General features: G+C 45.6%; 20 protein-coding genes. 11 read left to right on the forward strand and 9 right to left on the reverse strand.

The window, feature by feature from the left end; all coding sequences use genetic code 11:
• Positions 1 to 194 precede the first annotated feature (194 nt).
• On the reverse strand, positions 195 to 566 hold the full coding sequence (locus QUB77_RS17115; protein ID WP_333175353.1) for a four helix bundle protein: 372 nt from the start codon (positions 564 to 566) through the stop codon (positions 195 to 197).
• Positions 567 to 808: 242 nt separating this feature from the next.
• On the reverse strand, positions 809 to 2,170 hold the full coding sequence (der, locus tag QUB77_RS17120; RefSeq protein WP_333175351.1) for a ribosome biogenesis GTPase Der: 1,362 nt from the start codon (positions 2,168 to 2,170) through the stop codon (positions 809 to 811).
• Between the two features lie 245 nt (positions 2,171 to 2,415).
• Here der and QUB77_RS17125 point away from each other — a divergent pair, with 245 nt between their 5' ends.
• The 3 genes from QUB77_RS17125 to QUB77_RS17135 all read left to right on the forward strand — a co-directional run bounded on the left by QUB77_RS17125 (position 2,416) and on the right by QUB77_RS17135 (position 5,070).
• A complete protein-coding gene (locus QUB77_RS17125) occupies positions 2,416 to 3,618 on the forward strand; it encodes a NupC/NupG family nucleoside CNT transporter (RefSeq protein ID WP_333175348.1) in 1,203 nt (400 codons plus the stop codon).
• 221 nt (positions 3,619 to 3,839) lie between these two features.
• Entirely contained in the window at positions 3,840 to 4,427 is a 588-nt protein-coding gene (locus QUB77_RS17130) for an acireductone dioxygenase (RefSeq protein WP_333175345.1), read from the forward strand.
• Positions 4,428 to 4,470: 43 nt separating this feature from the next.
• Complete coding sequence (locus tag QUB77_RS17135) at positions 4,471 to 5,070, forward strand: class I SAM-dependent methyltransferase (RefSeq protein WP_333175343.1); 600 nt, start codon at positions 4,471 to 4,473, stop codon at positions 5,068 to 5,070.
• Between the two features lie 388 nt (positions 5,071 to 5,458).
• On the opposite strand, the gene QUB77_RS17140 is transcribed toward QUB77_RS17135, so the two are convergent.
• The 4 genes from QUB77_RS17140 to QUB77_RS17155 all read right to left on the reverse strand — a co-directional run bounded on the left by QUB77_RS17140 (position 5,459) and on the right by QUB77_RS17155 (position 8,474).
• Positions 5,459 to 6,265, reverse strand: a complete 807-nt coding sequence (locus QUB77_RS17140) for a hypothetical protein (protein WP_333175341.1) — start codon at positions 6,263 to 6,265, stop codon at positions 5,459 to 5,461.
• A gap of 199 nt (positions 6,266 to 6,464) precedes the next feature.
• Positions 6,465 to 6,908: a DUF732 domain-containing protein gene (locus tag QUB77_RS17145; protein WP_333175338.1), complete on the reverse strand. Its 444-nt coding sequence runs from the start codon at positions 6,906 to 6,908 to the stop codon at positions 6,465 to 6,467.
• Between the two features lie 232 nt (positions 6,909 to 7,140).
• Positions 7,141 to 7,755: a cupin domain-containing protein gene (locus QUB77_RS17150; RefSeq protein ID WP_333175335.1), complete on the reverse strand. Its 615-nt coding sequence runs from the start codon at positions 7,753 to 7,755 to the stop codon at positions 7,141 to 7,143.
• Between the two features lie 158 nt (positions 7,756 to 7,913).
• Positions 7,914 to 8,474 (reverse strand): sigma-70 family RNA polymerase sigma factor, encoded by a 561-nt coding sequence (locus QUB77_RS17155; RefSeq protein WP_333175332.1) that lies wholly within the window; start codon positions 8,472 to 8,474, stop codon positions 7,914 to 7,916.
• A gap of 622 nt (positions 8,475 to 9,096) precedes the next feature.
• Between QUB77_RS17155 and QUB77_RS17160 the strand changes: the two genes are divergently transcribed.
• The 3 genes from QUB77_RS17160 (at position 9,097) to QUB77_RS17170 (ending at position 13,412) form a co-directional block, all read left to right on the forward strand.
• Positions 9,097 to 10,311, forward strand: coding sequence for a DUF4331 domain-containing protein (locus QUB77_RS17160; RefSeq protein WP_333175329.1), 1,215 nt, complete (start codon positions 9,097 to 9,099; stop codon positions 10,309 to 10,311).
• Positions 10,312 to 10,406: 95 nt separating this feature from the next.
• Positions 10,407 to 11,813, forward strand: coding sequence for a hypothetical protein (locus QUB77_RS17165; protein ID WP_333175326.1), 1,407 nt, complete (start codon positions 10,407 to 10,409; stop codon positions 11,811 to 11,813).
• Positions 11,814 to 11,909: 96 nt separating this feature from the next.
• Positions 11,910 to 13,412: a HoxN/HupN/NixA family nickel/cobalt transporter gene (locus tag QUB77_RS17170; protein ID WP_333175324.1), complete on the forward strand. Its 1,503-nt coding sequence runs from the start codon at positions 11,910 to 11,912 to the stop codon at positions 13,410 to 13,412.
• A gap of 120 nt (positions 13,413 to 13,532) precedes the next feature.
• On the opposite strand, the gene QUB77_RS17175 is transcribed toward QUB77_RS17170, so the two are convergent.
• Both QUB77_RS17175 and QUB77_RS17180 read right to left on the reverse strand, forming a co-directional pair.
• Positions 13,533 to 13,970 (reverse strand): DUF6918 family protein, encoded by a 438-nt coding sequence (locus QUB77_RS17175; protein ID WP_333175321.1) that lies wholly within the window; start codon positions 13,968 to 13,970, stop codon positions 13,533 to 13,535.
• Positions 13,971 to 14,340: 370 nt separating this feature from the next.
• Positions 14,341 to 14,523 (reverse strand): hypothetical protein, encoded by a 183-nt coding sequence (locus QUB77_RS17180; protein ID WP_333175319.1) that lies wholly within the window; start codon positions 14,521 to 14,523, stop codon positions 14,341 to 14,343.
• Positions 14,524 to 14,895: 372 nt separating this feature from the next.
• On the opposite strand from QUB77_RS17180, the gene QUB77_RS17185 reads away from it, so the two are divergent.
• The 3 genes from QUB77_RS17185 to QUB77_RS17195 all read left to right on the forward strand — a co-directional run bounded on the left by QUB77_RS17185 (position 14,896) and on the right by QUB77_RS17195 (position 18,575).
• On the forward strand, positions 14,896 to 16,617 hold the full coding sequence (locus QUB77_RS17185; protein ID WP_333175317.1) for a Ycf66 family protein: 1,722 nt from the start codon (positions 14,896 to 14,898) through the stop codon (positions 16,615 to 16,617).
• 193 nt (positions 16,618 to 16,810) lie between these two features.
• Positions 16,811 to 18,277: a cobyric acid synthase CobQ gene (gene cobQ / locus QUB77_RS17190; RefSeq protein WP_333175312.1), complete on the forward strand. Its 1,467-nt coding sequence runs from the start codon at positions 16,811 to 16,813 to the stop codon at positions 18,275 to 18,277.
• A 61-nt stretch (positions 18,278 to 18,338) separates the two neighbouring features.
• Positions 18,339 to 18,575, forward strand: coding sequence for a 2Fe-2S iron-sulfur cluster binding domain-containing protein (locus QUB77_RS17195; RefSeq protein WP_333175308.1), 237 nt, complete (start codon positions 18,339 to 18,341; stop codon positions 18,573 to 18,575).
• Positions 18,576 to 18,663: 88 nt separating this feature from the next.
• Here QUB77_RS17195 and QUB77_RS17200 read toward each other — a convergent pair whose 3' ends face one another.
• The gene (locus QUB77_RS17200) at positions 18,664 to 20,004 is read right to left on the reverse strand and encodes a hypothetical protein (protein WP_333175305.1); all 1,341 of its coding nucleotides are present in this window, start codon (positions 20,002 to 20,004) and stop codon (positions 18,664 to 18,666) included.
• 97 nt (positions 20,005 to 20,101) lie between these two features.
• On the opposite strand from QUB77_RS17200, the gene QUB77_RS17205 reads away from it, so the two are divergent.
• Both QUB77_RS17205 and QUB77_RS17210 read left to right on the forward strand, forming a co-directional pair.
• Positions 20,102 to 20,890, forward strand: a complete 789-nt coding sequence (locus QUB77_RS17205; RefSeq protein WP_333175303.1) for an SDR family oxidoreductase — start codon at positions 20,102 to 20,104, stop codon at positions 20,888 to 20,890.
• 110 nt (positions 20,891 to 21,000) lie between these two features.
• Complete coding sequence (locus QUB77_RS17210) at positions 21,001 to 21,225, forward strand: transposase (protein WP_333175301.1); 225 nt, start codon at positions 21,001 to 21,003, stop codon at positions 21,223 to 21,225.
• Positions 21,226 to 21,237 lie beyond the last annotated feature (12 nt).

Below are 21,237 nucleotides of genomic sequence, written 5' to 3' on the forward strand. Positions count from 1 at the left end.
TGATTGAGGGATTGATTGATTGAGGGATTGATTGATTGAGGGATTGATTGATTGAGGGATTGATTGATTGAGGGATTGATTGATTGAGGGATTTTTGAATGGGGATTATTTGATTGAGCCATTGATTTTTTGAGGGGGATTATTTTCTTGTTTTATTTTTAATAAAATAGAATTTTTTGGGATTTGAAATTGTTTTATTTGCGATTTGATGTTGGGTTTTTAGCAATTAAAGTTTTGATTGAGGCCACTGTCATCGCTAAAATTTCATTCGTTTCTGACATGATACTCCTCAAATTAGTGACATCTACTAATTTAGCTTCAACTATCAGCTCCATCCAGTAAAGACATTCATCGGCTTCTTCTTCCACTATTCTGAGTTTGGCAATTAAGTCTGCTGTTGACCTAGCGCGACAAGCTGCTCGATAGTTAGCCCCGACAGAAGTTCCTGAACGAATTAACTGCTTGCCAATTACCTCAGAAACGGTATTTTTGGGCAGTGAACTTACTAGCTTAATAACTCTTAATGCTAGAGCCTTCGTTCTTTGTTTAAACTCTTGTTCGTCCACCTTGTAGATTTGAGATTTGGGATTTTAGATTGTTAGAGGGGAAGATGGTTAGATTGGGGGATTGTTTTATTTTAGATTTTCTGTTGGATGTTTAGGGATTAAGGTTTTGATGGATTCAGCTATCAGATATAAAATCAAATTTATATCTTAAAATATAAACAAGAAGAAAAACGCAATTTATTAATTTTATCATTTAATTGCGTTTTTTCTTGAATCTAAAATCCAAAATCCCAAATCGAAAATTACTTGACGCGCAGTGCTCTGTTTGTTGTACTCATTTCTGTGGCACGAACTTTTTTGCCTCTCCAAAGTAGTCGCATTGGTGTACCGGTAAAGCCTAGGTGTTTGCGGAATTGGCTTTCCATGTAGCGGCGGTAATTTTCGGTGAAGCGTTTGGGATCGTTGACAAATAGCGCAATTGTCGGTGGCTGCGATCGCACTTGAGTACCGTAATAGATTTTGCCTTGTTTTCCTTGGCGGGTAACTGGGGCTGAGTGCCAGCTTGTCGCTTCTTCTATGACTTCGTTAATCACGGCGGTAGTGACGCGGCGCTTGTGTTCGTCGGAGGCTTTGTCTACTAACTCAATGATTTTTTCAACTCGCTGTCCAGTCATGGCGCTAACAAAAATCATTTCGGCCCAGTCGAGGAAATAAAGTCTGGTTCTTACTTCTCTTTCGTACTCGTAGATGGTGTCGGAGTCTTTTTCTACGGCGTCCCATTTGTTGACAACTATGATGCAGGCGCGACCTTCTTCGCTGATGCGATCGGCTAATTTTTGGTCTTGATCGGTAACTCCGTCAATTGCGTCAATTACTAGCAGTATGACGTTGGCGCGGCGGATAGCTTTGAAAGCGCGGTTGATGCCGAAAAATTCTGCACCGTATTCGACATTTTTCTTTTTGCGAATTCCTGCCGTGTCAATCAGGCGATAGGTTTTACCGTTGCGTTCTACCAAGGTGTCGATCGCGTCGCGAGTTGTGCCGGAAATCGGGCTGACGATGGCGCGGTTTTCTCCGAGAAATGCGTTTAACAAACTCGATTTGCCGACGTTGGGACGACCGATAATTGCTACTTTAATTTCCTCAACTTCTGGTAATACTTCCGTGGGAAGATAAGTAATTAATTTGTCAAGCAATTCGCCGGTGCCGTTGCCGTGAATGCCGGAAATTGGGTAAGGTTCTCCGAGTCCCAATTGCCAAAAGTCGGCTGCTTGGGTGAGTCCTGTATTTTCCGATTCGCATTTGTTGACGGCTAAAATGACTGGGACTTTTTGCAGTCGCAGCCAAGATGCTATCGCTTCGTCGCCGCCGGTGAGTCCGGTTTTTCCGTCTACTACGAAAATGGCTGCGCTGGCTTCTGCGAGGGCTGCCATTGCTTGTTCGCGAATTAAAGGCAGAAATTCTGTCTCATCGTCGAATACTAGCCCGCCGGTGTCTACGACTTGATATTCCCGATCGCCCCAGTATGCTGGTCTGTAAGTGCGATCGCGCGTGATTCCTGGTTCGTCGTGGACGATCGCGTCTTGGGTGTTGGCTAAACGGTTGACGATAGTCGATTTGCCTACATTGGGGCGTCCAATAATAGCAACTATAGGTAGAGACATAAAAGTAGCAGCAATTAGGCTGCGCCGTAATTTTGAGGTTGAGCCTTTTATTGTAAGCGAAACTGGTCCAGATTGTATGCGATCGGGCTGCATCGTGTATTATACGCCCTCCGGGGCTGTGCGGCCCGCGCCGCGAACTCATGGCGATCTCTGGGAACGAGATCAAGTACGATCGGACTGTTAATTTGGATTATCAGAGCCTACTAACGAGAAATGCTTGCTGCACATTCTCTAAAAATTGCTAAATGGAACGACTTATTTCTGTATTCGGGTTAGCTGTTTTTGTCGGTTTGTCCTACGCCTTTTCAGTCGATCGGCGCGCTGTCAAGTGGCCGCCCGTATTGTGGGGAATTGCTTTACAGCTAATTTTTGCTATTTTGATTCTCAAAACTGCTCCTGGTTTGGCTGTATTTAAATTTTTTGGAGATTTGGTGACGCAGTTTCTCAGTTTTTCTGATGCGGGGGCAAAGTTGATATTTGGAGACAATTTTGCCGAACACTTTATCGCTTTTAAAGTGCTGCCTACTATCATTTTTTTCTCTTCGTTTATCACCCTACTTTATCACTACGGAATTTTGCAGCGAGTTGTGCAAGCAGTGGCATGGTTGATGATGAAAACCATGAAAACTTCTGGCGCAGAAACGCTTTCTTGTGCTGCGAATATCTTTATAGGGCAAACAGAAGCTCCTTTGTTAATTAAACCTTATTTGGCAGCGATGACGCTCTCGGAACTCCATGCTGTCATGACGGGAGGATTTGCCACAATTGCCGGCGGAGTCATGGCAGCTTATATTTCTTTTGGAGTACCGGCTCAACATTTAATTGGGGCGTCGGTGATGTCTGCACCAGCAGCTTTGGCTATTTCTAAATTGCTGTACCCAGAAACTGAAAAGTCGCTGACTGCTGGGGAGGTGAAGGTGGAAAAGGTTTATGCTAATGCGGTGGATGCGGCGGCTTCGGGTGCTAGCGACGGGTTGAAGTTGGCGGCGAATGTGGCCGCTATGTTGATTGCCTTTTTGGGTTTGTTGGCTTTTTTTAATGCGCTTTTGGGCTGGTTTGGAGGGCTAATTAGTTTGCCTCAGTTGTCGCTAGAATTAATTTTAGCTTATTTGATGGCTCCGGTTGCTTGGCTGATGGGAGTGCCTTGGGCTGATTGTGCAGAGGTGGGGATTGTTTTGGGGAAAAAAACGATTTTGAATGAGTTTGTTGCTTATTTAGATTTGATGGAATTGGTGAAACAACAGGCGATTTCTGAACGATCGCAAATTATCTCGACTTATGCTTTGTGCGGGTTTTCTAACATTGGTTCGATCGGGATTCAGATTGGGGGAATTGGCGCGATGGCTCCTTCGCGGCAAGGCGATTTGGCGAGGTTGGGCGTGAGGGCAATGATTGCTGGCTCTTTGGCTTGTTTTATGACTGCTTGTATCGCGGGTATGCTAATTTGAAAGTTTTGAGTTTTTGGTTAAGCTTTGCGGGGCTTATGGCGTTCCTTACATTAACTCCAGTAAATGTTATTAAATAAAAGTTAAAAAACCCACAAAATTATTTGATGGGTGGTATTGATTTGATGATTGGCAAGGCCGGACATGGAATTTTAGCGATCGGCTATTATTGAAAATAAGCAGGAGTTTAGTTTTTGACCAAAGCTTAAAACAGCAGCTTAAAAATGGAAACTAAATTTCCCTCAAAGCTCAACACATTAGGTGGTAATATGGCTGTTCTGCAACTAGAAGACGGTAGAACATATACGGATATCCGGGCGATCGCCAGTCAACTGGCAGTTTTAAATATTGAGATCGATTCCCTGCCCACAAACGAAAATCCGGCGTTTCAAGAACTGCTCGTTCAAGACATTCTCAATGTTACAGAAAAACAGCAGATTCTCGGAGCCTTTAATAGCGAGTTTGAACAGTTTAAGCGCGCCAGCGGATATCGGTGGTGCGACTTAAAAGTGCTGCATCCAGGTTCGCAGCAGATTTACGCGCTGATGACTCAAAGCCATCGCACTCATACCCACACAGATGCAGAAGTTCTTCACATTTTAGCTGGGGAATGCGTTTTTGGGTTTGTGTATTCTAACGGCTCTCAGGTACAATTAATGCTGCAAGCTGAAGAATACATTAAAGTGCCTGCCAATACCGAACATTGGTTTTATCTCACTCCGTCGCTGTACTTGAAAGCCTTGCAGTATTACACAACTGCTCAAGGGTGGGTTCCTCAGTATACTAATCGGCAGTTAAAAATTAAAAATTAAGAGTCAGAAGAAGAGGGGAAATTTGTAGAGGAGGAAGAAGAAGATGAAACAGAATTGGGTGACTTACTATCAAGCGGTGGAAGGTCGCCCGCCGCATAAAACTTTGCTGAAAGCCTTGTCAATTTTTGACACGGAACCGTTGCTCGAACGTCCTCGATTCGCTGTAGATTTAGGCTGTGGCGATGGACGAGATACGGTGGAACTCCTGCGTCGAGGCTGGCGGGTTTTAGCTATTGACAGGGAACAAAATGCCTTCGATCGCCTGCTGGATCGTCCGATTCAACGCGATCTCCTGCAAACTCAATTGATGCGTTTTGAAACCTTAACTTTGCCTCAATCGATCGCTCTAATCAATGCCAGTTTTTGCCTTCCTTTTTGTCAGCCCGCCGATTTCCCCCATCTTTGGGAAACGATCGTGACATCGCTAAATCCAGGAGGATATTTCTGCGGTCAATTGTTTGGCGATCGCGACTCATGGGCTGTTTATCCCGATCGCACTCATCATACTCGCGAACAAATTCAAGTGCTGCTAAAGCCCTTTGAGATTGAGTGGTTTGACGAAGAAGAACATCCTGGAGTAACGGCGCTAGGCGAGGAAAAACACTGGCATATTTTTCACATTGTTGCTCGTAAGAAAGATTAATATATATAGTGCCGACTGCTTAAAGAAGTCGGCACTCTCTTGAAGTCGGAGTTCTGGAAAAGTTGCAGCTCGTTTTTACTGAATTTTTAGGAATTTACCGTTAAATTAGCGGGAGCATCTCATATTTGTAAAAACACTTCTTCTGGCTCCTTCCTTCTTCCTCTTTTCTCCTGGCTCCTGACTCCTGACTCCTAACTCCAATTTCTAGCTTGGCTGCAAAAGTGAGATGCTCCCAAATTAGCTTCCTAATGGCTAAGGAATGAAAAATAAATAAGGTGACTAATAGAGCAATAGTGTACCTTGGATCAAAGCTTCTGGGGTTTAATTGTGCAAGTTATTGATTTTTCATTCCTTAGTCTCGAACCTTTCTGATTTTTTAAAGGCTTTCTCATTCAGCGGGTGCGGCCATTTCAATTTCTTCGCAACGCTGCAAAAGCGCTTCTATTTCCTGGGCTAAAAAAATTACTTCCGGCCAAGAAGAACCGTTAATTAAATCTTGAGCGTGAGCTAATTTGTTTCTCAATGCTTCTGCTGACTTTAAAAAACGCTCCCCGTAGCGTTTGGATTTGAGCCCCAGCCGATCGACTATTTCAGCAGAAGTCAGGATTAAATCTCGCTTGTCGCAGAATTGCAGGTAATCGATTAAGTCAATCGCTTCATTTCGCGATCGCCCCAATTCCCACAGGTGTTTTGCTGCTAAGATGCGATCGCCCTTAAGCAATTTTTGCCAAGAATCCTGGGGAAAGTAAATCCGCACGATTCGCAATAAATTCATTTCGAGAAGCGTCACCAATCCAAACAGCAGCATCCGCACCGGTGCTTTTTGCAAATCGCCGCAGGTAACGATCCCGTTGATCCTGTTGCTTTCTAATACAAATAATCTCGGTTTTTCTCGCAGCAGCGGCAGCAATTCCATCAAAGGAGTGGCGGCGGCAATTAATTGGGAGGGGTGAAAAATTTGCTGGTAGTCGCTGCACTTGCCTGTCTTTAAGTGCGATCGTTCTACATAGCCGCAAACCGTGCCATTTTCTTCGATACCGAGCACGTCAAAATCGCGGGCCTCCATCCACGATCGCAATTGGGCTGCATCTTCGCAAGCTGGGACAGATTCCAGCGGTTCCGCGAGATATTTAACTGTAATGCTGTCTTTGAATAAATCCCGCAAGTCGGCGGAACTTGATTTTAAATGTTTCATTTCATGTGCGGTAATTTCATTGATCGTTGCCCGACAAAATGACAATTCATATTTTAACTACAAGTAAAGACGCCGTATTACCGTGGGAGAATCTCAGTTTTGTAAAAAGCGTTTTTTAGGATGGCGAACGTCCCCCTTGCACTCCTGTAAAATCAAAACAGAGATGCTGCCTTACCGTGTCCCTACAAATTTCATGATATTACTTACTGGCTAATTCCGGGCAATAATGGTTGGCGGCAAGAGTGGTAATAATATCGGCATCCGCCAGAAAACTTTCTTTGAGACTTGGATTTTCGATACTGACAGCTTGCCCGATCGCTCTTAATTTAACTTCCGGCAGAGAAACTCCCGCTTTTGCTTCCGCACACATTCTTTTAGCGGCAGCAATTTTTTGACCTGGCGCCCTTTGAATTGCTTGCAGTAAATTATCCGTGGCTTCGGGAGAGTAGCTTTTTGCTAAGCGTTTGTAGTCTTCGAGAAATTTCCCATCGTTTCCTGTCAGCTTAATGTCTGATTCTTGAGGCGAACACAACAAATTTAAGTTAATTACTTCTCCCGCTGAATTGACCAGAAAACATCCTTCGCGTTCTTGGGCGATCGCGCTTTGGTTGCTGGGTACAAATTGTATAATAACAGCGGACATAACAGCAGTTAAACGCGAGTAATTTAGCATGGGAATTAGGTGATATACTTGGGATTTTTAACCGCATAATGCGGTGTTCTTGAGTTAGAACGTGTCGGGTAAATTAACCGACGAAATACTTGGAAAGGCTAGTTTCACCAACACTCTATAATTTTTACTAAAAATCGGCATACATAAACCAGCCCCGACTAAGCGAAAATAAATCCTTGCAGGAAAATCAACCGACATAATATCAGACGAACATTTCGTTGTCTAGGGAAGTTTTCATTAACAGCAAACATCCCTCTTGTGTGAGGGGCGAATGTGTGGAACCGGGAACCGAGCGAATGTAGTCCCCTTGATGGCAAATTTCCCCTTCTACAATTAAGTCTCCTTCTAATACAACCACTTCCTCCGAGGCCGCGTGTCGGTGCATGGGAAATGTTACTCCCGGTTCTAGGCGCATCAAGCAGGTAATTTCGCGCTTTTTTTTGTCAATGTAAAGCTTGCCGAACGAAACTCCAGGAACTCCATAAGATTTCCATTTTACCTCGTGCGAGCGCACTATTAAAGATGGAGTATTGTTCTCTGTTGGGGAAGTAACAATTGGCTTTAAATTGACTGATTCTACCGGGGTTGGCGACAGTTCTGCTATGCGGTGGAACAGGCGGTTTTTGAGGTCGGGGGCGACGGGCGCTGGCGGGGCTGTGTAGGCGATCGCGGCAATTGCCGCTTCAAAAGCTGCTAATTCAGTTGTCAGTTCTGCGGACTCTTTCAATTTCTCTGCAAATGCGCCGCGTTCTGACTCGTCGAGGATATCGAGAGCTTGAAGGGCTGCAAGGATTTTATATTCCTCGTCTGGCATCATTTCCATCTGTTTTGCGCCATTAATTAAGTAATTCAGCCTAAGTTGATTTTAACTTTGAGATTGGTGTGCTGCCCTCGCACTCAAGATGGATGATTGGAGATACCATAATTTTAGATTGATGTTAAACAACTTAAATTTTGTTTTTTGACTATCTAAAATTATTCGCTCAAAGCTTGACGCAATTTGGAAATACCCAACCGAATTCTGGTTTTGATTGTACCTGTCGGGATACCAGTTTGAGCTGATATCGCCGCGCAAGTCAGCCCTTGGTAGTAGGCGAGTTCGATCGCCTCTTGCTGTTCCTTTGGCAGTTTTTCTAATGCCGCTTTGACTTGTTCCCTGCGTTCTTTAAACATTGCATCTTCCATCGGTTCTGCAACGCTAGAGATGGGTACTTTAGCCTCTTCCAGACAAGCTTCAGCAGCCCGGACTGTTCGCTGCATCGCTCGCAGGCGATCGATGGAACGACTGCGGGTAAGCATGAACAACCAGGTATCTGCTCGACTGCGAGAAGGATCGTAAGTTGCTGCTTTTTGCCAAATTTGGGAAAAAACATCGATTACCACTTCTTCAGCTTCTTCTACCGAACCCAGGATTTTGTAAGCGAGAGCGTAACTTGGGCGACCGTAGCGATCGTAAAGTTTAGCTAATGCCGTTTGGTCTTTCCGGGCAATCTGCACTAAAAGCAGCGATTCATCGCCTGACTTCTGGCCTGTCATCTCAGTGTACCCAAAATTTTTGTTTTGACTGCAAAGATCCAAAATTAAAAATTCGGCGTATATCCCTACAGAACATAATTGTAAGTTTGAAGTTGGGGGTAGCAGCTAGAATATGCCTTTTCAGGCTAAATTTGTCGTGCTTTGAATTTTAAAAATCCCAAGTCATCTGGAATTTTACCACCGAATTAGTTATTTTCTTGAGACTTAGCAATCCGCTTTATGCAGAACGAAGAAATGCCCGGAGCCTGAACAGTCAAAACAACGCCATTCACTCGCTCCCAAGCTTTGTTCCCTCACTTCCAAGAAGAGCCTGGGAACCCCTATAAGCGATGCTCTGGCTCCACTAAATCGAGGGATGCTCGGTCTCCGAGGAGGCATTCCCAAGCATAGTCCGGGAACGAGTAAATGCTCAAGAACGCACTTTTTTACATAAATTAATCTGGCAGCACAGATCCAAAATTGCCAAACCTTCGTATACCACCAATAGGAGAAGGCTCAGCAACAGCGCAAAAGCGCGACAGGTTGAAATCTGTCAACCTGTTGCTACAAAAGTAAAACCCGCGAATGCGGGTTATTTACCATTGATTTGTGCAAAAATTTCATTGAAATAAAGGTGCTAACTGTGAAGCTCACAAAAAAAATTCGCCGAACCATACTAGCTATTGAAGTAGCTCTAATTGCTCTATTAACTCCAGGGATAATTGTCGCTTCTGACCACGATGACGGCGAAGTAGATATTAAAGGTCGCGCTGTCAATTTAACTGACCTGTACGTATATCGCGAAAAAGACCAAAACTCCGGTGCTGCCGACGGGGATTTAGTATTTACCATGAATTCCAATCCCAGGTCTGTAGCTCGCTATCAATATTATTTCAGCACTACAGCCCTCTACCAATTTCACATCACGCAGGTAGGTGACGTGAATTCTACACCTACTGGACGTTCGGATATTATCTTGCGGTTTGCCTTCAGTCCGCCTAACAATCAAGGTATGCAAGCGGTAGCTGTAACTGTTGTTCGCAACGGCTCGGAGACTGTTGCTAAGACTACAGTTAACGGCGGGCTAATTGCCACAACTCCGTTGAATTCTAATGCTGTTTTGAATACAGTACCTGTGGGCGGTTCTAACTTGACTGTATTTGCCGGTTTACGCGAAGACCCGTTTTTCTTTGATGTCGAACAATTTTTCCGAGTTCGCGCCGCAGCTTTGGGAACAGGGCCCCGCACTGCTTTTAAACAACCGAATCAAGCGATCGACTTTACTAAAGGTTACAACGTCAATACAATTGCCGTGCGCGTTCCGAAAGCGTTTTTGCAAGCAGGAACTGGGGCGAATACTTTTGATGTTTGGTCAACTGTTTCGATCCGGGATGGAGCTGGCGGTTTCAAACAATTCGAGCGTTTGGCGAGACCTGCAATTAATGAGGGTTTGATAGTTTCTCCCGCTTATCTGGAGGCATTTAATAATATTCCTCCGAGAGCGGATTTGAGCGCTGCTGCTGCTCCGGTGCGGCAGGAAGCTGTTGCTACTCTGAATGCTGTGGATCTTTTGGACGGTCGGGATAATGTCGATCCAAATGCGATCGCCGGAGCTTTCTTACCCGATGTCATGCGGATCGATACCACAAAAACAAGCGGCTACGCTAGCGCTACAAATGCTCAAGGAAGCTTGATCGGAGGTCGTATGCTGATGGACGACGTTATTGATATCACTCTGGGAGCTTTGGTGGGTTCTCCGGTTGGCGATAACGTTTCATATAACGGAACTCCGGGAAATCCGGCTCAGGGACACAAACCTTTAGAACCGACTTTTCCTTATTTGGCTTTGCCTAATTAGTCGTTAGTCATTAGTCATTAGTCATTAATTATTGGCTAATGACATATTGAAAATACTTTTTTGAACCGCCGATAAACGCTGATTAACGCGGATGTATGAAAACTAAAACTCAACACAAAATAAAATCGGATATTTTCTCGTATTGGCTGCTGATAATAGTTCCTTTAGTTGGGATGGTAGTAGTGAATTTACCTCCTAATTGGCGTTTAATTTCCGATGAATTTTCTAACAAAAGCCCCGAAAATCTCGATACTAATTACCGCTATCATTTTTCGGAAAGCTTGAGAAGTAATCCCAATCAAAAAGAAGCAATTCAGCAAGAGATTGCTTTTTACCAGCAGCGGTTGGCCGTTGATTCCCGCAGCGGTTTGAACCGGGCGGCGCTGGCGGGATCTTATTTAAAAATGGCTCGCGCTACTGGGGAAGGAGGTTGGTTTTTATTGGCAGAACAAGCGGCCCAAAGGTCGATCGCCGATTTGCCTTTTGACAACAAAGGTGCGCTGTTAGTTTTAGCTCGAATTGCTGAGGCTAGACACGATTTTGCTACTGCTTTGCGCTTTGCTAAACAGGTGGGTTCTGACAATGAAGATGCGATCGCCCTTTCAGTTACATCTCACTTAGCAATGGGAAAAGTGAGCGAGGCAAATGCAGCTGCAGAAGCCTTAGTTAACCGGATTCCGAACTTGGGTTCTCTCACTTTGAGAGCTTTAGTGAGAGAGTCTCAGGGCCGAGATGCTGAGGTTTTGCAGGATTACCGCCAAGCAATGGCGGCGGAGGAACCGGGAGAGGTTGCTGGTTCGGCGCAGGCCCGATCGCTCTTGGGCCGATTTTACGCGCGTCGCGGGCAGTTTGTGCAGGCGAAAGCGCTGTTTTTGGAGGCGCTGCGGTTGGTGCCACGATACCCGCTGGCGCTGATTTATTTGGCGGATTTGGAGACGCGCCAGGGCAATTATCGGGAGGCGGAAGGCTATTACAGCAAGGTTTCTGCTTATTCTGGCGGGGTTGAGACTGTGTTCGATCGCATTGTCGATCGCGGTATGGCGAGAGTTAAAGAGTTAGAGGGAGATGCGATCGAATCCCGGAGACTTCGCGACAAAGCAGAAGCTGGGCTGCGACAGGAACAGGTTTCTGGATCTAGCGGTTTTGGGCACCGCAGGGATTTGGCAAGTTTGCTGCTGGAAAAAGGTCGATCGCAGGATGTAACGGAAGCGCTGACGTTAATGCAGCAGGAGGTGAAAATTCGGCGGGATGCGGTGACGTTGGATACTTTGGCTTGGGCGCTTTCCGCCGCTGGGGAGTGGCAAAAGGCCGATCGAGTGATGGACGAAATAATGCGATCGGGCATTCGGGATGCGGGGATGTTTTACCGGGCTGGTGCGATCGCCCGGACTTTAGGAAAGGATACCGAATCTCGCGCTTATTTTCAAAAGTCCAAGGAAATTGACCCCAGTTTTGACGATCGAGCTCGCCAAGCATTAGGTTTAGCAACAGATGAATTTTGAGCCGTAGGGGCGGGTTCACCAATAATTTTATGGGATATAGACAATTTAAATAAACCCGCCCCCACCCGACGAGAAAACTCTTAAAAGGATCTACTTATGCAATACAAACTAAACCGACCGCCAAAATTTTTCATCCTATTCTTTCTAACACTTTCATTATTACTAACAACCTCAACCAGACCAGTTTACTCGCACTGGTCAGACTTATCCGTAGCAGAAATAGTAGTCAACGATTTGCAAACCGAAATAACATTAACTTTCCCAACTGGTTTAACAAACTTCGCCGACGATAATCGAGATAGCCAGCTACAACCTGCTGAAGTTCGCAGCCACCAAACACAACTAGAAAACTTTTTCAGCCAACAAATCCGCATTACCAACAGTAGCAATATTCAAGGCTCCTTAGCAGTAAAACCGCTAGACATAGCAGCTAAAACCGCCAGCTTAATCCAGCAGCCGAATACCCACAGCACCTTAATCTTAAACTACGCTTGGCCCGCACCTTCTCAAGATAAAACCCCCAGTTTACATGACTCAATTTCCATCTCCAAACCAGAGAAATTGCGGATTAATTACAATCTGTTTTTGCCCGAAGTTCCGACAGCTAGCTGCCAAGCTACGATTGTACAAGGGGGCGCTGTAAAAAGCTTTGTGTTTACGCCACAAAACCGGGACTTTTTGTTAGCAGGAAAGGAATCTATCTGGGATTCAGGTTGGAGTTTACTGCTAGCAGTAGCGGGAGCATTTGCTTGGGGATGCGTGCACGCGATGTCCCCCGGACACGGAAAAACCATAGTCGGCGCTTATTTAGTTGGTTCGCGGGCTACTCCGGTACACGCTTTATTTCTAGCAGCGACCACTACAATTACTCACACGGCCGGCGTGTTTGCTGTGGGCGGAATTACTTTGTTTGCTTCTAACTTGATCGACCCGGAAAAATTAGATCCTTGGCTGAGTTTAATCTCTGGTTTATTAGTAGCCGTAATCGGGTTCAACTTACTCTTATCCAAAATTAAGACTAGGTTGGTAGTGAGGACTGAAGTTCTCCAAAAAATCCCAACTAAAATTTTTAATAAAAACTGGTTTTTAAGGAGTAAAGTCCTTACTGCGGAATGTGAAGAACCAGTGAATCTTTTGAGTAGGGGAAGTTGGGAGCGAGAATTTAAGCCTGTAAAACCCGATCTATCTCACCACTACCACCATCACGGAGACGGCCGCCTTCACTCGCATTTGCCGCCCGGTGCTGACGGTTCTGCTATTACTTGGAAAAGCTTATTAGCCTTGGGAATTTCCGGCGGTTTGTTGCCTTGTCCTTCCGCTTTGGTGATGCTGTTGAGCGCGTCGGCTTTGGGCAATGTTGGTTTGGGAATGACGCTAGTGGTAGCGTTTAGTTTGGGATTGGCTTTAGTGCTGAGTGCGATCGGATTAATCTTAGTTTATGCCAAACGGAATTTTGATAAACTGCCACAACAGATCACAGCAGTCAAATTTATGCCGGCGATTAGCGCGATGTTTGTAACGTTTTTGGGGTTGGGAATTACCGGACAGGCGATGTTGAAAATATTGGCTGCAAATCAGTGGGTAATTGGCAATGGATAAGCCGAAAATTAGGACTCTTTCTCCTAACTGCAAACTTACGAATAAGTCTGCTTTTAGATACCCGATTTCTTGCAGAAGCCGGGTATCTGGCTATTCTGTTTTTTAGCCGTCGATCACTTATCAGGCCGCACTATGTTTATTAATAATTTCGGCTAAATCCGGTACTCCGTTTTCCACGTAAGTCTTAGCTGAGGGGCGGAGTTTGGCATAGGCGCCTTTAACCATCGATCTTGTGCTTTTCTCGACCCTTTTGTCACTTATCTGGAGCAATTCGTCTGCTACTTCACCTTTTCTTTGGGCTAGATATTCTACTGGGTTGCCATTGTTTACGGCTTCAGTCCACATCGGATCGAGTGCGATCGAGATTTCTGGCAGAAGTTGATCGACGACTTGGGCGCAATAGTCAGCCCGTATCCCCTTGACAGTAGAGTAGGCAGCTTTAAGAGCCATACCACCGAATCCGGGCGCTGCGGCAACGTGTTTGTCTATCAACTTTACACAATCATCAACAAAAGTGTCTCTGTTGTTTTCATTCAAGAGAATATCGCTAAGTCCCATTTTCACTTTCCTTGATTTAATAGTCAATGTGCTTATTAGCTTTGAGCTCAATCTGAAATCATATATCTATTTTGAGCCTTTATTCAAGGTTTCCCAAGTTTTTTAAGGTTTGAATGTCTTTATAAGACAGCCTGATGTTGAGATTTGTTGAGTATTTTATGGGAATTAATGTTCTCTCTACTACTAATTATTGGCCTAGGGTTTGTAGTAAGGGCTTTAGTCCTTATTAGGTGATATTAATGAGGACTAAAGCCCTGACTACAAACTGATGAGTTGTGAACAGTCACATAAAAAAGAGAACAGCTCGAAAAAAATATTAGAAAGGCTCTGCCTAAGTCCGATCGCACTTGCAGGTATCTTGCACGTATCATTACGATTGGACGTTCGGCTTGAGGGCCGCAGGTACTGCAACGATGGGAAGTTTCTGGGTTTGAGCCGGGCGATCGCTCGATCGCAATACCACATTTTTAGGCAATTTCGCGGAAGTGCTTAGTCCGGGAAATATTTGAAGCGATAAGGTTAAGCCGGCGGCTAATAATAGTTTTTCTAACATGGCTTTGTCTCCCATACATATGCCCTAGGGCATAATTCCTCTTACACCTACAACATATAAACATCCTCAGTCGCTTAGTGCGATCGCACGGGCATACTTTAAGTGACATCTATCACCACTGAGAAGGGGGTGATGGGGATAGGGGGTGTGGGGATAGGGGGTGATGGGCCCTAGGGAAGTGGGGGAGAGTGGGAAATCTTTCATCGCTCTTCTGGCGTCAACATCGGTTGAACGTGTTAAATTCCTTACAGCAGTTCGTTGCCAAACTTCCCTACAAATCAAGAATTGTCCTAGAGAAAGAAGCCGTTGAGTCTCTCTCAAAGGTAGAATTAGCGCGTAGAAGTTATTTGACACAGCGGAGGTACCGACAATATGCTTGCATACATTCTGGCGTTGGCGGTCGGTCTAGGCAGCTTCAGTATTTACATGGCGGCATTCTTTTTTCCAGAAGTGCACCGCAAAAGTGATTTTACCTGGAGTGGGGTAGGGCTTTTTTATGCGTTAATTTTATGGGCTTGTGCGGGACGAATTACTGGTGCTCTCCTGCTTGGTCAAATGGCGGGCGTGGCGATGTTGGGCTGGTTTGCCTGGGAAACTCTGACTTTGCGCCGGCAGGTGACGCCCGTTGCTGAGCAAACGCCGATTCCTCAGTCGGCGAATTTGGCTGCAGCAGGCGTGCCGTTGGCGGGCTTGTTTGCCAAGAAAAAAGAACCCGCAGCAGCGAAAAAACCTAAGTTTGTTCGATCGCCCAAACCGAAAACTGATGTGGTTCCAGCACCCACTCTGGATAAGGGCGAGGTAAAGCTAGAGGAACAGCCGGCGATTACCCCCATAGCTGAAAGTATTGCTGAAAGTTCGATCGACGAGCTAACAGCCGAAAGTGCGATCGCCCCTGACTTGAAAATTCCCGACTCGAAACCACCTGCAATTGCCGAAATACCAGTGTTTTCAGTCGAAACTCCTGCTGCTGAGACTTCACCAACCCCAGCAGAATTAGCCAGCAGCTTCACTCCTCCACCTCTACCTCTAGAAATTTCAGAAATAGCCGTTGCACCAAGTGTGGAGCCAGCAGACGCTCAGCCAGAGCCTCCACAGCAGCCAGAAGTCGATGATTTTGACGAGGAAACAGAATGGAGGACAGCCGTTAAAGAGTCGCAGGCGGCAGCGGCGGCGGCAGCGACCCCAACTCCTCCAACTCCTCCAACTCCTCCAACTCCTCCAACTCCTAAACCAGCTAAAAAATCCGGCGGTTTCGCAAGTCTGTTCGGCAATATCAAAAATAGTCTCGGCGGTATGTTGGGACTCGGTGCGGGTAAAAACAAGTCTGATGTAACTCCCCAGACGCCCAAACCTTCAGTGACTCCAGAATCGATCGCACCTGAATCTAAAATAACGGCAACTCCTGCACCGGGTATCGACCAAATTCTCGAATCTGAATTAGCCGAGGTGGCTGCGGAAGTGGCAGCCGAAAGTAGCAACACTGTTGTGGAAACAAGCCAAGGAGTGCCGTTTCCCAACGATGTTGAAGCAATGGCCTTTTTGATAGCCACAGAAACCGCGAGTTCGGACAAAATAGGGGAAACTCCGATCGAAGATCGATCGTCCGCTGACACCCAGACACCTCTGGCTGCGGTTGGTGAACCGGAAGCAGCAGCAGGCTTACCAGAAGCAGAAGCCCCTGCTTTATCTCTGGAAACCCAGACACCGCTGGCTGCAGTTGGTGAACCAGAACCAGCAGCCCCTGCTTTATCTCTGGAAGCCCAGACACCGCTGGCTGCAGTTGGTGAACCAGAACCAGCAGCAGGCGTACCGGAAGCAGAAGCCCCTGCAGCATCGATAGAAATGACTGTGGTGGAAGTGGCAGCGCCTGTAGAGATAGAAGTACCGGGAGAACCTGGGTTGAGCGTGCAGGTGGAAACGGTTTCAGTATCAGTGATCTCGATCGAATCAACAGGTGAAGAACTCTCTTCTGAAGCAGAAAAAACTGAATTGAGTCCCCCGAATCACCCCGATCCGAATCTAGTCGAAACTGCTAAACCGGCCACTGAATCCAAGTCTGAGAAAATATCCGGCGAAGATAAGCCGTCATCTTGAGGCAGAAAGCAAAAGGTAGAAACCAGAATTTTTTTTGATTCTGCCTTCTGCCTTCTTACTTTTTACTTTTTACTTCTTACTTTTTACTTCTTACTTCTTACTTTTTACTTCTGCCTTCTGCCTTCTTCCCTCTTCGTTCTGCCTTCTTCCCTCTTCCTTCTGCCTTCTGCCCTCTTCCTTCTTCCTTAATATTATGAAAGCAATTATGGTCGTGGGAACAACATCTCACGCAGGGAAATCTTTACTCGTGGCAGCTTTGTGTCGAATCTTTTCTCGGCGAGGCTGGCGGGTAACTCCGTTTAAAGGTCAGAATATGGCACTGAATTCCTATGTCACAGCCGCCGGCGGAGAGATTGGTTACGCTCAAGCAGTGCAAGCTTGGGCTGCGGGCGTCGCACCTTGGGTAGAAATGAATCCGATTTTGCTCAAGCCACAAGGAGACATGACTTCTCAATTGATTGTCAAGGGCCGGGCGATCGCCAATGTGCGAGCATCTCAATATTATGAACAATATTTCGATATCGGCTGGCAAGCTATTCGGGACTCTTTAGAATTTCTCAAGCAAGAATTTGACATGATTGTGTGTGAGGGAGCCGGCAGCCCTGCTGAAATTAATCTCAAACACCGCGATTTAACAAATATGCGGGTAGCTAAATATTTAAAGGCTCGAACTTTGCTAGTAGTTGATATCGATCGCGGCGGTGCTTTTGCTCACATTATCGGTACTTTGGAATTGCTCGATCCCGACGAACGAGCTTTAATTAAAGGATTCATTATTAATAAGTTCCGAGGGCAAAAATCGATCTTAGATCCGGGCCTGACTTGGCTAAAAGAAAGGACGGGAATCCCGGTAGTTGGGGTGATTCCTTGGATAGACGAAGTGTTTCCCTCAGAAGATTCTCTCGATTTGCTCGATCGGCGTTCCCCCAATTCTCAAACCGACATCAATATTTCGGTCATCCGCCTGCCCCGAATTTCCAATTTTACCGACTTTGACCCCCTAGAGTCTGAAACTTCCGTCACAGTCAAATATGTCAGCCCAAAAGACCAGTTAGGCCATCCAGACGCCGTGATTTTACCAGGCTCTAAAACTACAATTTCCGATTTGCAGGTGCTGCGCCAAACAGGTATGGCAAAAGCTATTCAAAATTATTTAGTAGCAGGCGGTACAGTCATGGGAGTTTGCGGCGGCTTTCAGATGCTGGGACAAAGTATCACCGATAAAGAAGGCATTGAGGGAGAAAAGGGAGAATTTCCAGGATTGGGATTGCTGCCTTTGAAAACTGCGATGGCACCGAACAAAATTGCCCGCCAACGCATCGTAACATCTAACTATCCTCAACCGGGTTTGCCAGTTTCCGGTTACGAAATTCATCAAGGAAAAACGCAAATCCTAGAGTCAGATTTGACTCAACCGTTATTTGACGATGCTAGTTTAGGCATTGTCAATACTTCTCAATCAATTTGGGGTACATACCTGCACGGCATCTTTGACAACGGAGCTTGGCGGCGAGCTTGGTTAAATCACTTGCGGCAGCAGCGGGGACTCCGCGCATTACCTACTGGTATTCCTAATTACCGAGAACACCGAGAAACTCTGTTAGACTCTTTAGCAGATACCGTGGAAAAGCATTTAGATATCAAGCATATTTTAGGATAGTTGGTTGACTGTTGACTGTTAACAGTTGATTATTGTTTGTTAGAGTTGAGGTTCAAATTCAATGACAAAAGTTTGTTTTTTACCTGATAACGTGACAGTTGAAGCTGAACCGGGAGAGCTTTTATTAGATGTAGCCAAACGTGCAGGGGTTTCTATTCCTACTGGCTGCCTCATGGGTTCTTGTCACGCTTGCGAAGTAGAAATTGATGGCAGAGATACGATTTGTGCTTGTATTTCCGGCATCCCTTTCGGGAAAAAGCAAGTGACAATTAATCTTTATGTTGACCCGACTTGGTAATTTGTTAGTTGACGGTTGACTGTTGACTGTTGGCCGTCCACAGTCAACCGTCAACAGCTAACAATGTCATATTCCCAATTTCAAACCTTTAATTTTTTTGCCATTCTTGCTGTTTCTTGCGAGCAGATTGCAGCCATTTTTGGGATTCGGGATAAACAGTTGTGCCGGGTTTGACGGATTCTAATTGATTGATAATTTCTTGCAATTGGCCGAGGGCGTAACCGGGATTTTGACGGGGAGAATTTACATTATTTTGCAAGGAAGCAAACAAGCTCTTAGCCTGGTTCAAAGCTTCCACTGACTCTCTCTCTGCTGTCAGTCGAATCTTTGTAGTGCCTAAATTATTTTGATATTCAGCTAGTTTTGTTTGAGCGTCAAGATAGCCCGGATTATCAAATGTAATTTGGCTGAGTCTCTCAATGGCAGCTTGCCACAAATCTGCTATTTTTTGCCAACTTTCGGCTGAATGGGGCGGTTTCTGGGATGCGACGGCGGCAGTTAATGCAAATTCTTTTGCTGCTTCGATTAAGTTGTCCGCACGCACCGATCCGGTGGCTACACCGCCCATTGCTTTAAAATCTCTTTCTGCTGCTGTGAGTGTTTTCTTAGCCGTTTCTCCCGCGAGGGTATCGGCGGGAATTTGATTGAGTTGGTCGATCGCACTTTGCCAATTTACCGTCGCTTTTTGTCTATCCGTAGCCGTTTTGGCTTGCTGATACTCCTGTTTCGCGGCCTTTAGCATTTGTTCGACTTGATTTAACTGAGTGAAAGCATTTTTTTGCTGGAAAATCTGAGCCTCCATCCGCCCGACATTTTTTCGGGCTGCTTCAAATTCATCGAGTGTAAACCGCCAACTGCAGCCGAAAAAAGAGCAGTACCTTTTTGGGTAATAGCCGAGGAACCACACGGGTAAGGCGTCGAGGTGTTTTTGAGCCTCTTTTGCTTTTATTTCACCCAAGTCAAAATCAGCGACAGCCGTGGCTTTATTCACCAGTTGATCGGATTGTTCCACAAGGGCGATCGCCTGCCGATAATTGTGATCCATACTGATAAAACTAGGCAGCAACAATATCGGCATTGTTTTCGCCACGGGCCAGCGAATCATCGGAAAAGGTAGATTTAGCAGCCAAATTATCCCCGCAGCACTTCCCAGCAAACTCCCAGCAAAAATGATTTTACCCAACAATCCGGGCGGGCGGTTGGCTTTGACGGCTGCTTTGAGAGCTTGTTCGCTGAAGTTGGGAAATTCGTCTTTGAAGGTATCGCGGATTTCTTCTCTTGAGGCGAAAGTGCCGTTTTGCAAGCGTAACTTCTCCAACCGCTTGAGTACCATCCGTCGGTAGACATCACCGCCTAGACTATCAGCCGCCGCGCACTTGTCAACTTCGGCCCGCAAAATTTCAAAAGCTCGATCGGTAAGACGCGCCATAAAACTCACCTACTCCCTTTTAATTATTTTACAGGTTCCCCGTCACAATCATTGTTAAAATATATAAACTTTCTATTAAATAATGCGAATTAAGTTCATGCCCACTGCTTTAATCACCGGTGCTTCTGGCGGAATTGGTGCAGCCTTTGCCGCCGAATTAGCGAAACGCCAGCACAATCTAATCTTGGTAGCTCGTTCCGAAGACAAATTGCAACAGCTAGCTGCTACACTGCAACAACAATTCAAGGTTGAGGTAGAAGTAATCGTGCAAGATTTGAGCGCACCGGGCGCTGGAACTGCTGTATTTGATACGGTTGTTAAAAAAGGTTGGACGGTTGATTTGTTGGTAAATAATGCGGGTTTTGGCGATTACGGTGTTTTTGCCGATCGCCCGCTTGACAAACAAGTGACCATGGTGCAACTAAATATTGTAGCATTAGTGGAACTATCGCACTTATTTTTGCAGGGAATGCGGCAGCGAAAATCAGGAAGTATCATCAATGTTGCCTCCATCGCAGCTTTTCAACCGATGCCGTACTTGTCCATGTATGCAGCGACTAAAGCTTTTGTTTTAAGTTTCAGTGAGGCGCTTTGGGCGGAAAACAAAGATTTAGGAATTCGCGTTTTGTGCCTTTGTCCAGGGCCGACAGAATCGGACTTTTTCGCAGTAGCTGAATTCCCTCAATCAATGGCATCCAGCAGCGGGCAAAAACTCGTTCCCGCAGCGGAAGTAGTGCGAGATGCTTTGAAAGCTTTAGACAAAAATGAGTCTAATGTTGTCACAGGGGGAATTCCCAATCAAATCATCGCCAATATGCCTCGATTGATGCCGCGAGAACTTTTGGTGAAGTCGGTAGAAAAGCTGTTTCGGGCGAAAGAGGAATAATTGCGATCGGGTGCATCTCAGTTTTGCAAATAAGTAAGTCAGTGAGGAAAAACCCAACTATGTTAAAATAAGTAAACCTAGAGAATACGTCTACTGAGGTAACTCAATATATGGGCGCTAGATTAAGGGTATTTCTCAGTCAAGAGCAAGATAAAACCCTATTAAAACTGAGAACTACGGATGTTCCACGTCATGAAGTTCAACAATTATGGTCGAAGTGGGAAAGCCAGGGTCTATATATCTTATTTTTACCCAAATATTGTTCAGAAATGAATCCGATAGAATTGGAGTGGCAACATCTTAAAAAAGACGAGCTAGCTGCGACATTTGTTTGAGGATGAATTAGA

It is taken from the genome of Microcoleus sp. AT9b-C3 (assembly GCF_036705485.1).
In the GTDB taxonomy this organism is placed as follows: Bacteria; Cyanobacteriota; Cyanobacteriia; order Cyanobacteriales; family Microcoleaceae; genus Microcoleus.

Bases quoted from the DNA above. Each gene is read 5' to 3' on its own strand.
- der (WP_333175351.1), bottom strand. From the start codon at position 2,170: ATGTCTCTACCTATAGTTGCTATTATTGGACGCCCCAATGTAGGCAAA.
- QUB77_RS17125 (WP_333175348.1), top strand. From the start codon at position 2,416: ATGGAACGACTTATTTCTGTATTCGGGTTAGCTGTTTTTGTCGGTTTG.
- QUB77_RS17130 (WP_333175345.1), top strand. From the start codon at position 3,840: ATGGAAACTAAATTTCCCTCAAAGCTCAACACATTAGGTGGTAATATG.
- QUB77_RS17135 (WP_333175343.1), top strand. From the start codon at position 4,471: ATGAAACAGAATTGGGTGACTTACTATCAAGCGGTGGAAGGTCGCCCG.
- QUB77_RS17140 (WP_333175341.1), bottom strand. From the start codon at position 6,265: ATGAAACATTTAAAATCAAGTTCCGCCGACTTGCGGGATTTATTCAAA.
- QUB77_RS17145 (WP_333175338.1), bottom strand. From the start codon at position 6,908: ATGTCCGCTGTTATTATACAATTTGTACCCAGCAACCAAAGCGCGATC.
- QUB77_RS17150 (WP_333175335.1), bottom strand. From the start codon at position 7,755: ATGATGCCAGACGAGGAATATAAAATCCTTGCAGCCCTTCAAGCTCTC.
- QUB77_RS17155 (WP_333175332.1), bottom strand. From the start codon at position 8,474: ATGACAGGCCAGAAGTCAGGCGATGAATCGCTGCTTTTAGTGCAGATT.
- QUB77_RS17165 (WP_333175326.1), top strand. From the start codon at position 10,407: ATGAAAACTAAAACTCAACACAAAATAAAATCGGATATTTTCTCGTAT.
- QUB77_RS17170 (WP_333175324.1), top strand. From the start codon at position 11,910: ATGCAATACAAACTAAACCGACCGCCAAAATTTTTCATCCTATTCTTT.
- QUB77_RS17175 (WP_333175321.1), bottom strand. From the start codon at position 13,970: ATGGGACTTAGCGATATTCTCTTGAATGAAAACAACAGAGACACTTTT.
- QUB77_RS17180 (WP_333175319.1), bottom strand. From the start codon at position 14,523: ATGTTAGAAAAACTATTATTAGCCGCCGGCTTAACCTTATCGCTTCAA.
- QUB77_RS17185 (WP_333175317.1), top strand. From the start codon at position 14,896: ATGCTTGCATACATTCTGGCGTTGGCGGTCGGTCTAGGCAGCTTCAGT.
- cobQ (WP_333175312.1), top strand. From the start codon at position 16,811: ATGAAAGCAATTATGGTCGTGGGAACAACATCTCACGCAGGGAAATCT.
- QUB77_RS17195 (WP_333175308.1), top strand. From the start codon at position 18,339: ATGACAAAAGTTTGTTTTTTACCTGATAACGTGACAGTTGAAGCTGAA.
- QUB77_RS17200 (WP_333175305.1), bottom strand. From the start codon at position 20,004: ATGGCGCGTCTTACCGATCGAGCTTTTGAAATTTTGCGGGCCGAAGTT.
- QUB77_RS17205 (WP_333175303.1), top strand. From the start codon at position 20,102: ATGCCCACTGCTTTAATCACCGGTGCTTCTGGCGGAATTGGTGCAGCC.
- QUB77_RS17210 (WP_333175301.1), top strand. From the start codon at position 21,001: ATGGGCGCTAGATTAAGGGTATTTCTCAGTCAAGAGCAAGATAAAACC.